This window comes from Streptomyces sp. NBC_00210, from assembly GCF_045160975.1.
Lineage (GTDB): Bacteria > Actinomycetota > Actinomycetes > Streptomycetales > Streptomycetaceae > Streptomyces.
Genome location: NZ_CP108120.1, coordinates 8,199,467 through 8,213,665 on the forward strand (window position 1 = coordinate 8,199,467; position 14,199 = coordinate 8,213,665).

14 protein-coding genes are annotated in these 14,199 nt (G+C 68.7%); 7 read left to right on the plus strand and 7 right to left on the minus strand.

Annotated elements, in window-relative coordinates; translation table 11 throughout:
- Positions 1-72 precede the first annotated feature (72 nt).
- Together OG729_RS36895 and nrtS are read left to right on the plus strand one after the other, a co-directional pair.
- Positions 73-696, plus strand: a complete 624-nt coding sequence (locus OG729_RS36895; protein ID WP_405810396.1) for a DUF1326 domain-containing protein — start codon at positions 73-75, stop codon at positions 694-696.
- Positions 697-701: 5 nt separating this feature from the next.
- Entirely contained in the window at positions 702-953 is a 252-nt protein-coding gene (gene nrtS, locus OG729_RS36900) for a nitrate/nitrite transporter NrtS (RefSeq protein WP_405810398.1), read from the plus strand.
- A gap of 1 nt (position 954) precedes the next feature.
- On the opposite strand, the gene OG729_RS36905 is transcribed toward nrtS, so the two are convergent.
- From OG729_RS36905 to OG729_RS36915, 3 genes are all read right to left on the minus strand, one after another.
- On the minus strand, positions 955-1,791 hold the full coding sequence (locus OG729_RS36905; protein WP_405810399.1) for a DUF2182 domain-containing protein: 837 nt from the start codon (positions 1,789-1,791) through the stop codon (positions 955-957).
- Between the two features lie 75 nt (positions 1,792-1,866).
- Entirely contained in the window at positions 1,867-2,307 is a 441-nt protein-coding gene (locus tag OG729_RS36910; protein WP_405810401.1) for a sulfurtransferase TusA family protein, read from the minus strand.
- Between the two features lie 127 nt (positions 2,308-2,434).
- The gene (locus tag OG729_RS36915) at positions 2,435-2,725 is read right to left on the minus strand and encodes a hypothetical protein (RefSeq protein WP_405810403.1); all 291 of its coding nucleotides are present in this window, start codon (positions 2,723-2,725) and stop codon (positions 2,435-2,437) included.
- 730 nt (positions 2,726-3,455) lie between these two features.
- Between OG729_RS36915 and OG729_RS36920 the strand changes: the two genes are divergently transcribed.
- Positions 3,456-4,409 (plus strand): IS4 family transposase, encoded by a 954-nt coding sequence (locus OG729_RS36920; RefSeq protein WP_405810404.1) that lies wholly within the window; start codon positions 3,456-3,458, stop codon positions 4,407-4,409.
- Between the two features lie 78 nt (positions 4,410-4,487).
- Positions 4,488-4,784: a hypothetical protein gene (locus tag OG729_RS36925; RefSeq protein ID WP_405810405.1), complete on the plus strand. Its 297-nt coding sequence runs from the start codon at positions 4,488-4,490 to the stop codon at positions 4,782-4,784.
- 86 nt (positions 4,785-4,870) lie between these two features.
- Here the strand turns inward: OG729_RS36925 and OG729_RS36930 are convergent, their stop codons facing one another.
- Together OG729_RS36930 and OG729_RS36935 are read right to left on the minus strand one after the other, a co-directional pair.
- Positions 4,871-6,034, minus strand: a complete 1,164-nt coding sequence (locus OG729_RS36930) for a cysteine desulfurase family protein (RefSeq protein WP_405810407.1) — start codon at positions 6,032-6,034, stop codon at positions 4,871-4,873.
- Positions 6,031-6,699, minus strand: a complete 669-nt coding sequence (locus OG729_RS36935) for an ArsR/SmtB family transcription factor (protein ID WP_405810408.1) — start codon at positions 6,697-6,699, stop codon at positions 6,031-6,033. The genes OG729_RS36930 and OG729_RS36935 overlap by 4 nt, the downstream gene beginning before the upstream one ends.
- Positions 6,700-6,784: 85 nt before the next feature.
- On the opposite strand from OG729_RS36935, the gene OG729_RS36940 reads away from it, so the two are divergent.
- Together OG729_RS36940 and OG729_RS36945 are read left to right on the plus strand one after the other, a co-directional pair.
- Positions 6,785-8,149 carry a rhodanese-like domain-containing protein gene (locus OG729_RS36940; protein ID WP_405810410.1) on the plus strand — a complete coding sequence of 455 codons (1,365 nt, stop codon included), beginning with the start codon at positions 6,785-6,787 and terminating at the stop codon, positions 8,147-8,149.
- Positions 8,146-9,414 carry an MFS transporter gene (locus OG729_RS36945; protein WP_405810412.1) on the plus strand — a complete coding sequence of 423 codons (1,269 nt, stop codon included), beginning with the start codon at positions 8,146-8,148 and terminating at the stop codon, positions 9,412-9,414. Before OG729_RS36940 ends, OG729_RS36945 begins: the two co-directional genes overlap by 4 nt.
- A 77-nt stretch (positions 9,415-9,491) precedes the next feature.
- On the opposite strand, the gene OG729_RS36950 is transcribed toward OG729_RS36945, so the two are convergent.
- On the minus strand, positions 9,492-10,142 hold the full coding sequence (locus OG729_RS36950) for a hypothetical protein (RefSeq protein WP_405810413.1): 651 nt from the start codon (positions 10,140-10,142) through the stop codon (positions 9,492-9,494).
- 1,118 nt (positions 10,143-11,260) lie between these two features.
- Between OG729_RS36950 and OG729_RS36955 the strand changes: the two genes are divergently transcribed.
- The gene (locus OG729_RS36955) at positions 11,261-12,022 is read left to right on the plus strand and encodes a PIG-L family deacetylase (RefSeq protein ID WP_405810415.1); all 762 of its coding nucleotides are present in this window, start codon (positions 11,261-11,263) and stop codon (positions 12,020-12,022) included.
- A 276-nt stretch (positions 12,023-12,298) separates the two neighbouring features.
- Here the strand turns inward: OG729_RS36955 and OG729_RS36960 are convergent, their stop codons facing one another.
- Complete coding sequence (locus OG729_RS36960) at positions 12,299-13,879, minus strand: FG-GAP repeat domain-containing protein (protein ID WP_405810416.1); 1,581 nt, start codon at positions 13,877-13,879, stop codon at positions 12,299-12,301.
- Between the last annotated feature and the right edge of the window lie 320 nt (positions 13,880-14,199).

Here is a 14,199-nt window from a genome sequence, read left to right on the forward strand (position 1 = left end):
AAATTGACAGGGCTAGCGTGAAAGTAAAGATGACGCTCACCGCCATCACCATCAACGAAAGCGGGAGCAGCTATGTCGTGGACGATATCCGGCAAATATGTGGCCGGTTGCTCATGCGTGGTGCTGTGCAGTTGTCCTTACGACGGCCAGCCCAGGGACGCCCAGGGCAGGACCGAGTGCCGGGGCACCATCGTGTTCCACGTGGCGAAGGGGAATCTGGACGACCTGGACCTGTCAAACGTGGACTTCGCGTTCTACAACCACTTCCCGTCCAACCTGTCCTCCGGTAACTGGAAGGTCGGCCTGGTCGTGGACAGTGCCGCGAGCGACGACCAGGCAGCCGCCCTGGATCGCATCGTTTCAGGCCAGGAAGGCGGACCTTTGGGCGAACTTTCTCAGTTCTACGGCGAGTACCTCGGCATGGAGCGAGCGAGCGTGTCCCTGACGGACTCGGGCACCCCGGGCCTCAAGGTCGAGGGCAGGACCGAACTCTCGTACGAGCCGCTGGCCGGGGCCGACGGGAGCCCGACGAAGGTCACGAACGCAATGTTCGGGCTCGCGCCCGAGTTCGAGGTCGGCAGGACCACAGGGCGTTCCGACGCCTTCGGGCTGAGTTACGAGGCGTCGTACGGCGAAACTGCCGACTACACCTTCAGCACTGAGGAGATCGAGGGAGCCCCGCGCGGGCGCGCCTGAGTGCCATGAGCGCCGGTGAGGCGCCGCGACTGCTGGCCACGGTGTTCTCGGCGTCCTCGTTGTCGAGATGCATACCGATAGCCCTGTTCGTAGGCACCCTCCTCTCGCTCGTCAACCAGGGCGCAGTGATCGCCTCAGGGGACTTCACGGCTGCGACCTGGTTGCGGGTGCTGTTCAACTACCTTGTGCCGTTCTGCGTATCCAGCGCGGGCTTCTTCAGCTGTCGGCGAGCAGCCTGGCGGGCCCGGGCCCGATGAGTCACATCCCTCCCATGGCCGGCATCGAGTTCTGCAGACCCGGCAGCAGCCAGCCCTGGAACGGCGCAAGCACGGCCAGGACGATGAACGTGACGCCCACGCCGCGCGCGAGCAGCTGCCCCCTGGACCACAGCTTCTCCACGAAGATCACCACGGCCAGTCCGGCCATCGCGGCCACGTTCATCACACCGAGCGGGATGAGGACGACCATCAGCCCGGCGCAGCAGCCGACGCAGTAGGCACCGTGGTGAACCCCCACCCGCAAGTCGCGGGCCGGTCGTGGGAAGCCCGCATAGTGCACCAATTGGCTCAGGGGGTCGCGGCAGTGCCGCAGGCAGACGTTCTTGAGCGGGCCCAGCTGATACAGGCCGGCGAGCAGAAAAGCGGAGAAGCCTATCCACCGCCCGGCGGTCGGGTGGTCGTCCACCAGACCGCCGGTGAAGGCCAGTGCCGCGTAGGCGAGCAGACCGAAGGCCGTCCACACCAGCAGATAGCCGCCCACGAATTCGATGGTGCGCGACGCCCGGGCCCAGCCGGAGGACTGCCGGCCGATCCCCCGTACCCAGGTGATGGCCACCGGCGCCATGGAGGGCAGCATCATGGCCGCCATCATCGTCACCCAGAGCAGCAGGAACAGCGGCAGTGCCATACCCATGGTGCCGGGTTCGACGCCCATGTCCCGGGCCTGCCCTATGGTCAGCACCCAGGCGGGTGTCGCGATAAGGACGATCAGGAACCACGCCGCCGCGAGGTCCTTGTTCGGCAGCAACGTCCCGCCTTGTCCGGTCGGGGCGACCGGCCGGACTGCTGCGAAGTGGGAGTTCCGGGTGCGACGCATCAGCGTTCTCCTGGGGGACACTTCCAGCAGAACACGCCCCCGCCCCCGGCGCGACCCTGCCTACTCGACCAGGGATCAAAGCGTCCGTCCGACGCCCGAGTAGCCATGCCTTCGATCCCGGAGGACCCGGGGGCCGCCGCGTTGTTCGCGGACATGCCCCCCGATCAGCTCGATGCCCTCACCGCCGCGTTGAGGACGATGATCGAGCGGCTCAGAGCGGTCGATCCCATCGGGCACGGGTGATCGAGGCGAGCTCCGAAGCCGCGCGCGGGGACGCTGGACGTCAGCGATCGGCCCTGCGCCACGGCGCGTCGGGCCGGTACGGCGAGCGTCGGCGGTAAGCCGCAGGGCGTACACTGGCCGGTCGCCGGGGACGGGGCAGAGGTTGTTGTGGCCGGTCATGTGGCACCAGGCGGGCAGGTCGAGCGGGGCGGCCGGGTCTGTGGCGATGACGCGCATGATCGTGCCCGGCTCGGCGTCGGCGATGCGGTTGCGCAGCTTCAGCAGAAGCGTCATACACAGCAGGCCGGTGCCGTCGACGGTGATGGCCGCTGCAGGGGACGGGAGCCGCCTTCATCGCGGCAGGCTTTGGTGACGCGCCACAGAGGTCCGCATCGCCCCGTTCTGGGCGGCGGCACTCACCCTAGATTCCGGCACGCCGCTCACAGGCGGCGGTGATCAGGTCGATGGACCGGTCGATGTCGTCCGCGGTGGTCCAGCGGCCCAGTGAGAGACGGAGGGCTGCGAGGCTGAGGGTCTTGGGCAGGCCCATGGCGCTGAGGACCGGGGAGGGCCGGTGGTCGCCGCTGTGGCAAGCAGAGCCGGTAGAGGCGGCGATCTCGGGTACAGCTTCGAGGAGTTCGTGGCCGCGGATGCCGTCGATGCTGATGTTGAGGATTACGGGCAGTCGCGACAGGCTGCCCCTTCCCAGCACCGGGGACGGGGCCTCTGCGCGTGGGAAGAGGAATCCGCTGCGCTGAGGTTCGATCCCCTTTGGCGAGCTGGGGCGACGTAAGCCCCGGTGCCTCACGGCTGCCCCCTTGGGACGGCCAGGGGACATGGAGGGGACACAGGGACCCGCACAGATCTGCAAATACCGAGCAAGACCAACGGTATGCACCCCATCTGACCAGCAAGAACGGCAAAGATCGAGAGGGATCGACAAAGGCCGTCACGATCACCAAAGGACTCATAATCCGTCGGCCGTGGGTTCGAGTCCCACCCGCCCCACTCCAGTAGCGCCCTGACCTGCAGAAACGTCCCTCTTGGGGCGTTTAGGGCGCGAACTCGGGCTCAACGGAGAGAATCCGCTGCTCACGGCTTTGGAGCGTAGTGCAGCTCCTGTTGCTCGCGGAGTTGGGGACTTCTCTGACCTGCGAAGATGTGGGCGATCAAGGTCGTTGCTGGCTGGAGGGACGGCCTCTGTCGGGCCCGAATTCAAGATCGAGGGGACGCACAGGGGACACTGGGTGTTGGTAGTGGCCCCGCGACCCCGTCTCGTGTGCCCGTTCTGGGGGTGTTCCGGCGGGTGCCGTGTGGTCGCCTTGAGATCCGTCGAGCAAGATCACCTTCGCGGGGCTGCTCGCCTCCGGCATTAGGCCCAATGCCGTTGTTTTAGGTTGCGGGCGTAGGCTGCTTGGCAGTGGGTCCCGGGGGTGGTTCGGGTGGCTGCGAGTGTCTCTGAGTTATCGGGTCTTGGGTTGTTGACCTGGGTGTATCCGCCGGGGTTGGTGGATCGGGTGGTGGCCGCTTGCGGCTGCGCGGAACAACGCAAGCGACTGCTTCCCGCCCGGCTGGTGGTGTATTTCGTGCTGGGGCTCGCGTTGTTCTCTCCGGCTCCGTATCTGGAAGTGATGCGGCACCTGGTGGAGGGTCTGCGAAGCCAGGGACTGCTCGGTGCCTGGCATGTGCCGGCGAAGTCCTCGCTGTTCCGGGCCCGGCAGCGGCTGGGCTCGGAGCCCTTGCGGGTGCTGTTCGCCACGACGGCCAAGCCGATGGCCACCGAGGCGACGCCCGGGGCGTTCTGGCGGGGCCTGCGGCTGCTGGCGGTGGACGGGACCTGCTGGGACGTCGCGGACACCGCGGCCAACGAGGCTGCCTTCGATCGTCCGGGCAGCGGCCGCGGGACGGGCCGGAGTGCGTTTCCGCAGGTGCGGATGGCTGCCCTGGTGGAGCTGGGCAGCCATGCGGTGCTGGACGCGGAACTGGCCGGCTGCCGCACCGGGGAAGTCACCCTGGTGGCCCGTCTGCCGCGGTCGCTCGGCCCGGGCCAACTCGTCCTGGCCGACCGGGAGTTCCTCGGTGTCCCGTTGTGGCAGGCATTCACCGCCACCGGCGCCGACCTGCTCTGGCGGGTGCCCGCCAACCGCGTCCTGCCCGTCACCAGGCAGTTCTGTGACGGGTCGTGGCTGTCACAGATCCGCGCAAGCAGCGACCCTGCCCGGAACGAGCCCATCGTGGTCCGGGTCCTGGCCTACCGGCTCAAGGACCAGCTCGGCGAGGATGCAGCCGGCGGATACCGCCTGGTCACACCGGCGGGGTGCCGCCCTGGTGGCGTTCGAGCCGGTCTGAGCTGCGTGGCCAGGAATGACCTTCCCAGTCCACAATGGATTTGGTGAACATGCGCGACGCGGCGTCCACCTCCGCACGCCCAGCGTCGAATCGTCGAACGACACGACACCAAAGAGGAGGGCACCATGTACGTCGTGGCCCAGCACAAGATCTTGAACCCGCAGACAGCTTTTCCCCGCGGCCAGGCCCTTATCGACGGCATCGGAGCGCCCGATGGCACCCGGGTGCTGCAGTTCTACCCACATGTCGAAGGATCCGCCGTGACGTGCCTCTGGGAGACAAAGTCCGTTGAAGACGTCCAACGCTTCGCCGACACAACTCTCGGGGACGCGAGCATCAACGTCTGCTACGAGGTCGACTCGGAGAAGGCATTCGCCGACCGTCCACTCGGCCTCAGGCCGTCGTCGGCTCCTGCCGCCTGAGAATGATCCGAGGAGTTAGTGCGGCAGGCTCTGGGTGACGCGCCACTGAGGTCCGCATCGCCCCGTTCTGGGCGGCGGCTCTCACTCTAGATTCCGGCACGCTGCTCACAGGCGGCGGTGATCAGCTCGACCGTCCGGTCGATGTCGTCCGCGGTGGTCCAGCGGCCGAGCGAGAGACGGAGGGCTGCGAGGCTGCGGGTCTTGGGCAGGCCCATGGCGCTGAGGACCGGGGAGGGCCGGTGGTCGCCGCTGTGGCAGGCCGAGCCGGTGGAGGCGGCGATCTCGGGGACGGCTTCGAGGAGTTCGTGGCCGCGGATGCCGTCGATGCTGATGTTGAGGGTGTTGGGCAGGCGCGGTTCGGTGGGGCCGTTGAGGTGGATGCGGCCGGGTAGCCGGGCGGTGAGGCCCTGGTGGAGGCGGTCTCGCAATGCGGCGATGCGCTGCGGGCCGCCGTCGGCCAGTTCCTCGGCGGCGAGTTGGGCGGCGGTGCCCAGGGCGGCGGCGAGGGCGACGTTCTCGGTGCCGGCGCGCAGGCCGCGTTCCTGGCCGCCCCCGTAGACCAGCGGTTCGAGGACGACGCCTTCGCGGACGTACAGGGCGGCGATGCCCTTCGGGGCGTACATCTTGTGCCCGACGATCGTCAGCAGGTCAACGCCCAAGTCCCGTACGTGCAGGGGGATCTTTCCGGCGGCTTGGGCGGCGTCGCAGTGGAAGAGCGCGCCGTGGGCGCGCGCGATGCGGGCCAGTTCGGTGATGGGCTGGAGGGCGCCGGTCTCGTTGTTGGCGGCCATGACCGAGACGAGGACGGTGCGCCCGGTGAGTGCTGCGGCCAGCGCGGCAGGGTCGACCAGCCCGCGGCTGCCGACGGGCAGGTAGGTCACCGCGGCGCCATGGTGCCGTTCGAGGGCGTGGCAGGTCTCCAGGATGCCGGGGTGTTCGGTGGCCTGGGTGATCACATGCGGGCGGTCAGTCCTGGCGGCGAGCACGGCGCCGCGCAGGGCGAGGTTGTCTGCTTCGGATCCGGAGCCGGTGAAGACGATCTCTGCGGCGTCTGCGCCGATGAGATCGGCGACCTCATTGCGGGCGCGGGCGAGGGCCCGCTTGGGCTCGGCGCCGAAGGTATGGCTGCTGGAGGGGTTGCCGAACCAGTCCGCCAGATACGGGCGCATCGCCTCGGTGACCCTCGGGTCCACTGGGGTGGTGGAGTTGTAGTCGAGGTAGACGGGGCTGCCGTCGAGTGCGGGAATCACGCGGCGGCCCCGCTGTCCACGGGCATCTGGGCCAGTCGCCACTCCAGCATCCCGTCGGTCAACCGGACCGCCTTGCGGTCATGCTCGTGCAGCAGGCGAACGGCGTCGTAGGCGAGGACGCAGTAGGCGCCACGGCAGTATGCGATCACCTCGGCATCATCCGGCAACTCGGCGATGCGCTCAGCGAGTTCGTCGACCGGGATGGAGAGGGCGCCGGGGATGTGCCCGGCGGCGTACTCCTCGGCCGGCCGGACGTCGAGGACGACGACTCCGCCCGCCTGGGCGCGGGCCAAAAGCTCCTCCCGGCCGACCTCCTCGGCTTCGTCCGGTCCGAGGTAGGCGGTGCGGGCGGCCTCGACATCGGTCTGGTGCGTCTGCGCGACCTGCCGCAGGAGCGCGTAGAGGGCGGCGACATCGTCCCCGGCAAGTCGGTAGTGGATGCGTACGCCGTCGCGGCGGGTGGCCACGAGTCCCGCGTGCTTGAGGGTCTGAAGATGCGCCGAGGCGGTGGTCAGATTCAGCCCCGCCGCCTTCGCCAGCGCGTCGACGGGGCGCTCGCCCTGGGCCAGCAGATCGAGCAGTTCCAGGCGCTTTCCATTACTCAGCGCCTTACCGGTGCTTGCGAAGGCGTCGTACAGCGCGGCTTTGCGTGCGGGGTCTCCCATGGCATCCTCCATAATTCCATGGAATATTATATCTAAGGCTGTGTGCTGAAGCGACCTGCACCTTCCGTGACTCCTGGAGGATTTGATGGGCTTCGCCGACGATCACTTGATGCCGCTGGTCGATGAGGGGCTGGGCAACAGCGCCTACCTCGTCGACCTCGGCGACGGACGGGCCCTGGCGGTGGACGCGAGCCGGGATCTGCGTGCCCTGCGGACGGCTGCCGCGCGGCGGGGGCTCACGGTCGCCTTCGCCGCCGACACCCACCTGCACGCCGACTTCCTGTCCGGTGCGGTGCAGCTGGCCGCTGACGACGGCGCGGCCGTACTCGCCTCGGCTGCCGGGCACCGCGCCTTCGAGCACACCGCGCTCGCCGACGGCGACGAAACCGACCTGGGCGGACTGACCCTGCGCGCGCTGGCCACCCCCGGCCACACCGACGAGCATCTGTCCTTCCTGCTCCTGGACGGGGCACGCGAGCTCGGAGTCTTCACCGGCGGTTCCTTGATCGTCGGCTCGGCCGCCCGTACGGACCTGCTCGGCGCCGACCGCGCGGAGGAGCTGGCCCGGGCCCAGTACCGCTCGCTCCAGCGCCTGGCCGAACTGCCGGACGCGACCGCGGTGTGGCCGACGCACGGCGCCGGGTCCTTCTGCTCCGCCCCGCCCGGCGCGGAACGCACCACCACCATCGCCGCGCAGAAGCAGGCCAACCTGCTGCTTGCCGCGCCCGACGAGGACGCCTTCGTACGGGAGTTGCTCGGCAGTCTCGGCTCCTACCCGGCTTACTTCGACCGCCTGGGCGAGATCAACCGGCGCGGGCCCGCGCTGATCGGCTCCGCGCCCACGCTCGGCGCACTCACGATGGCCGAGACACGCCAACTGCTGGGCCAGGGCGCACAGCTCGTCGACGTACGCCCGGTCGCAGACTTCGCCGCCGGCCACATCCCCGGCGCCATCTCCATCCCATTGCGGGACCAGTTCGCCACCTGGCTGGGCTGGCTGATCCCCGACGACGTCCCGCTCGTCTTCGTCACTGGCCCAGGACAGGACCTCGCCGAACTCACCTGGCAGTCCCTGAAGATCGGATACGAGCGGCTGGCCGGGCACCTCGACGGCGGCATGACCGCCTGGACTGCCGACGGCGGACCGCAGCAGACCATCGCGCTGGTCACCGCCGACCGGATCGCCGGTCGCCCGGTTCTCGACGTACGCCAGCGCGCCGAGCACACCACCGGCCACATCGCTGACGCGGTCCACATCGAACTCGGCGACCTCGTCGCACGCGCCGATGAAGCACCGGACGGCGCGGTGGTCCACTGCGGGCACGGCGAACGCGCCATGACCGCCGCCAGCCTCCTGCAGCGTGCCGGGCACCGGGATCTCGCAGTCCTCGACGGCGGACCGGGCGACTGGTCCAAGGCCACCGGCCACCCCCTGGAGGAGACCGCGTGACCACCCACGCCACCGACGAGACCAGTTCCGGCATACGTCTCGGACTGCGGGCCAACCTGGCCCAATTCAGCCTGCTGGTCGTGGTCAGCGCCCTGGTCGGCGGCATGCTCGGCCAGGAGCGCACCGTCCTGCCGCTGCTCGCCGACGACGTCTTCCACCTGTCCGCCTACACCTCCGCGCTGACCTACATCCTGGCCTTCGGCGCCACCAAGGCCGTCACCAACTTCTTCGCCGGCACCTGGTCGGACCGCTACGGCCGCAAACCCGTACTGATCGCCGGATGGCTGATCGCCCTGCCGATTCCCGCCATGCTGGCCTGGGGCCCGTCCTGGGGCTGGATCATCGCCGCCAACGTCCTGCTCGGCATCAACCAGGGACTGACCTGGTCCACCACGGTCATCATGAAGATCGACCTGGTCGGCCCCGAACGACGCGGCCTGGCCATGGGCTTCAACGAGGCCGCCGGCTATGTCGCCGTCGCCGCCACCGCCGTGGCCACCGGCGCCATCGCCGAACACGCAGGCCTGCGACCTGAGCCGTTCCTGCTCGGCGCCGCCTACATCGTCCTGGCCCTGGGCCTGTCCACCCTGGCGGTACGCGAGACCCGCGACCACGCCCGCTTCGAAGCCGCCCGCCACGTCACCCCTGTCGGCAGCGAGCACGACGGGGAACTGACCACGGGCCAGATCGCGCGACTCACCAGCCTGAGCGACAAGGCCCTCTCCGCCGCGAGCCAGGCCGGCATGGTCAACAACCTCAACGACGCCCTCGCCTGGGGCATCTTCCCCCTGCTCTTCGCCGCCCACGGCCTGTCCATCGCCGAGATCGGCATCCTCGCCGCCCTCTACCCCGCCGTCTGGGGTGCGGGGCAGATGCTCACCGGCTGGTGGTCCGACCGCATCGGACGCAAACACCTGATCACCGCCGGGATGCTGCTGCAGGCCGCAGCCATCGCCCTCGTCGCCGCCGGCACCACCTTCGGCGTCTGGGCCACCGCCCAAGTCCTCCTCGGCATCGGCACCGCCCTGGTCTACCCCACGCTGCTCGCCGTCATCGGCGACGTCGCCCACCCCGCCTGGCGCGCCCGCGCCGTCGGCGTCTACCGCCTGTGGCGCGACGGCGGATTCGCCGTCGGCGCCCTCCTTGCCGGAGTCCTCGCCGACGCCTTCAGCCTGACCACCGCAATCTGGGCCATCGCCGCCCTCACCGCCGCATCAGGCCTCGTAGTAGCGGTACGCATGTACGAGACCCACCCACGCACCTGACACCAGGGCCGCGCCAACCACCAGTAGACGGCTGGCCACATGCTTGCGGCGGCAAGGCTTGTGCCGCTTCGCGCCGTTCAGGGCTGCTGGGCTGTCTCGCCGCGGGTGCGCTCGTATTCGGCCTGGTCCAGGATCTGCCAGGCGGCCTGGCCGATGGCGAGGACGCCGCGCGCTGGCAGGGGCACGTCACCGATCCGCGGATTCTCCTTCAGTTGAACGGGGCGTCCGAGGTCTGCGCCGTCAAGCGTGGCTCGTGAGGCGTCGACGAAGTACATCTGCTGTGGCATCAGCGTTCCGGGGTGGCCGCTCGGCATCACGCCGGTCATCTCCAGGCGGCCCAGCCCCAACGCCCGTGCCAATCGCTCGCGCGCCCCCACAAGAGCTCGGGGACGCCATGTCGCCAGTGGCAGCGCCACGCTGACGCGGTTCAGCAACCCGAGGAGTCGGGTCACGGAGGCGGTCAGAGTCCAGTTCAGCGAGGGTGAATCCATCGTCACCCTCAGGGAGGCCGGGGCCGTCCACGTGAGCCCGATCCGGGCGTAGCCCGTGTGATCGCAGGCCGCGCCGTAATACCTCGGGCATGCCGTGTCGAGTCGCTCCCCGTCGACGTAGATCGACCACCTGCCGCTCGGGTCGCGATGCCACACCGTGCGATAAGGACCGAAGGAGCTCTCCGGAAACACACGCAGCGCGAGCACGTGACCGGAGTCGAAAGGCAGCCCGAACACGCCCCAACCCTTCACGTACTCATGGTTCGGCCAGGGGGCCCGTCCCCGTCCCGCCGGGATCCCCGACAACTTGGACGACAAATCGAGCATCTGTGCCACCTCGTTCCGGACAGCCCCGGGCCTGCACCCAGAATGCCAGCAACCGACAGGCTGGACACTGTGGGACCTCCAGGGCCACCTCGTGAACGGCGGCACCACCAGCCCCGGGCCGCGCGCGGTCGCCGATCTTCAACAAGCGAGGGTTCTTTGAGGATTGCGGGCACTCGCGACAGGCTGCTTTGTCCCAGCACCGGGGACGGAGCCTCTGCGCGTGGGAAGAGGAATCCGCTGCGCACAGGTTTCCTTCGCGCTGGCGAGCTGGGGCGACGTAAAACCCAGTGCCTCACGGTTGTCCCCTGGGGACGGCAAGGGGACATGGAGGGGACACAAGGACCCGCACAGATCTGCAAGCATCGAGCAAGACCAACGGCGCGCACCCCATCTGACCAGCAAGAACGCCAAGAATCAGACTGGAAATACAAGGACCGACACGATCACCAAAGGACTCATAATCCGTCGGCCGTGGGTTCGAGTCCCACCCGCCCCACACTAGAGGGCCCTGACCTGCGGAAACGATTCCTCGCCGGTCGGGGCCGAAAACTTTGTCTCAACGGAGAGAATCCGCTGCTCAGGACTTCGGCGTCTGGCATGTCCTCGGCAGGCGAGGTGTGCGTGACCTGCGATGTAGGCACCGGTCCCGCCGATTCCGCTCCACTCCGGAGCCCCGGATGCCGTGATGTGTGGACGCTGTGTGGACGCGAGGATTCGCTGGCCAATCAAGAGCCCTGGCAGCGCCGATCGTCCCCCGGGAGGCCCCTCGATGAGTCGCTGGCTCTGCTCACGAGACCTGACAGCACTTCGTCACCGATTCGGGAGTCGTCTGAGTTCGGGCGGCCGATCCGGATGTTCACGAGATGCGACAGCACTTGGTCCTTCCTCGCCGACAGGCATTGACACGAGGGGTAGGAGTTGGACGGGAGGGCTGCTCAGTCATCCGTCGTGGCGATGGCGCTGTCGATGGGGGATGTCGAGCTGGCCTATGATCCGGTTTCCCGCAATCTGGAGGTGACCCGGAACCGATGCCTGTGCCGAGCCTGCTCGCGGTTTACGCTCACCCGGACGACGAGTCCTTGTGGTCGGGTGGAGTGCTCGCCCGTCACGCGGCCGCGGGCGCTCGAACCGCAGTTGTCACGGCAACCTGGGCTGCGGACACCCAGCGCGCTGCGGAGCTGGTCGAGGCGCTCCAGATCCTTGGTGCCGACGAGCCACGGATGCTTGGCTACGCGGACGCTCGCGCACCGCAGTCGGCCCCGGGCAGTGTGCGGTTCTGCGATGCGCCGCTCGACGAGACGGTGGGGCGGGTGGTCGCGCATCTCCGGGAGTTTCGCCCGAAGATCGTGGTCACCCATGATGCCTACGGCGGGTTGACCGGTCATCCGGACCATGTGCACACCCACCGGGTGACCATGCTTGCAGTCCAGGCCGCCGGGCTTGATCGGCTCTACCCGGATGCCGGTGACCCCTGGCAGCCGAGCGCCCTCTACCTGGCCACGCACCCGCACTCGGCGGTACGGGCGCTGGGCGGCTACCTGGCCGGTGCGGGCAAAGCGATGAACAGCTTCCCGGACGAGCGCATCACCGCGACCGTCGACGTCAGCCCCTGGCTGGAACAGAAGTGGGCCGCTGTACTGGCTCACCGCACTGAGGTGGAGCGGGGGGCCGCACCGGGCCTGCTCGCCGGCTTCCCGGCGGCTGTCCGCGAGCGGGTTCTCTCCACCGAGTGGTACATCCGCGACGATCCCCGCTCCACGGCGGCAGCCCAGACGGAACTGACGGCCTGAGGCCCGCCCCGCGCACCGAGCGGCAGGCAGACCGCCGGGAGCTGCTCGTAGTCGTAGTCATGACCTGGCGCTTAATCAGGTGCTGCTCCACGACCTGCACATCTGCTGTCGCTTCTGCTGTGCAGAACCAAGTCGCTCAGCGAGATACGAACATCGGCCTTCGCGGCCACAATGGGGCGTGAAGGCCGATGCCACGTTGTGCGCCCGGAGTCACCGACGGGGTCGGGTGACGCTACGCGGCGCCCGGACGGCCGGTCGGGCGCCAGCGGCGAGCGGTCAGATCAGGGTGTTGTAGATGTTCCAGCCTGCGCCGATTTTGGTGCGACTGGCGAAGGGTGCCGCCGCACTGCCGGTGCCGCGGTAGAGCCAGAGTGTTCCGGCGGTGTCGCGGGCGATCAGGTCGGGCTTGCCGTCGGCGGTGAGATCACCGGTGACCACCAGGGTGTTGTAGATGTTCCAGCCTGCGCCGATTTTGGTGCGACTGGCGAAGGGCGCCGCCGCAGTGCCGGTGCCGCGGTAGAGCCAGAGTGTTCCGGCGGTGTCGCGGGCGATGAGGTCGGGCTTGCCGTCGCCGGTGAGGTCGGCGGTTCCGGCGAGCTGGTTGTAGATGTTCCAGCCTGCGCCGATTTTGGTGCGACTGGCGAAGGGTGCCGCCGCACTGCCGGTGCCGCGGTAGAGCCAGAGTGTTCCGGCGGTGTCGCGGGCGATCAGGTCGGGCTTGCCGTCGCCGGTGAGGTCACCGGCGCCGGTGAGGCTGTTGTAAATGTTCCATCCGGTGCCGACGCGGGCGCGGGGTGCGAACGGGCCGCCGCTAACGTGGCGGTGGTACCACAGGACGCCGGAGGAGTCGCGGGTGATGAGGTCCCCGGTGGCCTTGTCTGCGGACAGCGGTGACAGTTTGGTCAGTGTGTTGTAGCCCTGCCAGCCGCTGCTGATCAGGCTCCGGATGCGGAAGGGGGCGCTGGCGTTGCCGGTGGGGTGGTAGAGCCACAGCTTGCCGGCGCTGTCGCGGCCCAGGAGCGTGTGACGTTCACGCACGGGAGGTCCGTCGACGGCGAAGGCCGCTTCTGCGGTCCTGTAGTCGCTGCCCCAGGAGTAGACCTGGTAGCGGGCGTAGGCGTTGATGTCCCAGCTTTCGGTGCCAGGTGCCGAGGTGAGGGTGTAGGTGATGTCGGTGTCACCGGGCGTCAGATCGCACTGGATCAGGACGATTCCCATGGTGAGTGACTCGGTTTTGTGTGTGCACTGGGCGGATTCGCTGGCCGTCACCGCGGTGACGCGGATGTCGACGTCGTGGCTGCTCCAGCCGTACTGGTCCGGCGCGGGGCCGAACCGCAGGTCCAGGTGCCCGGCGTCGACGGCATGGACGTGCAGGGTCTGGGGTGAGGACTTGCCGGCCTCGATGTCGGGGGTGTTGAAGGCCAGGGTGTTCTGTGCGACGTGCTCGGGCGTCTTGACCGTGAAGGTGCCGGCGCCGTGAGTAGAGTCCGCGGGTGTGGCCCCGGCGGTCTGGGCGGCCTGTACGGCGGCGGTGAGGTCGGAGCCGGTGGGTGCGTAGACCGCGCCGTAGTAGCCCATGGTGTTGTTGGGCGTCTCGGGTGAAATGGCGATGATCGGTGCGGCATGGACGCCGGTGCCGCCGACCTTGCACAGATAGACGGCCGTGGTCTCCGGGGCGGGCTTGCAGACCTCCTGTGTCCCGAAGGTGAGGCCTGCGGGCAGGCCGGCGCCGTCACCGGCGGGACCGGTCAGCGGCTTGGTGGCGAAGGCGTAGACCATGGTGCCGTCCAGGGACGGCAGGGTGCTGGCCGCGTTGGCGGCCCAGGATCCCGACGGCCGAAGGACGATGTCGTTCACGTGAACGGCGTCGAAGTCCTGAGCGGAGGCCGGTCCAGCTGTGCCAGCCGCGGCTGCGACCAGTGCTCCAAGGGATCCGCCGACGGCCGCTATGCGGCCAAGTCGCTTGCGTCTGAACATGTGTGTCCTCGGATGAATGGGGCGGCAGGTGTGCTGCCGCGATGGGGCAGTATCGGTGATCAGGCGTGTCGTCCGGCCAGAGGGTGTCTGCAAGACAGCGGCGCTGTGGGCTGATGCGTTGTCAGGTGCCCGAGATATGAGGCTTGGGCACAACGCCCGGCGGGGGCGGTTCGGTTCGTCTGCCGGGGAACTCCTGGCCC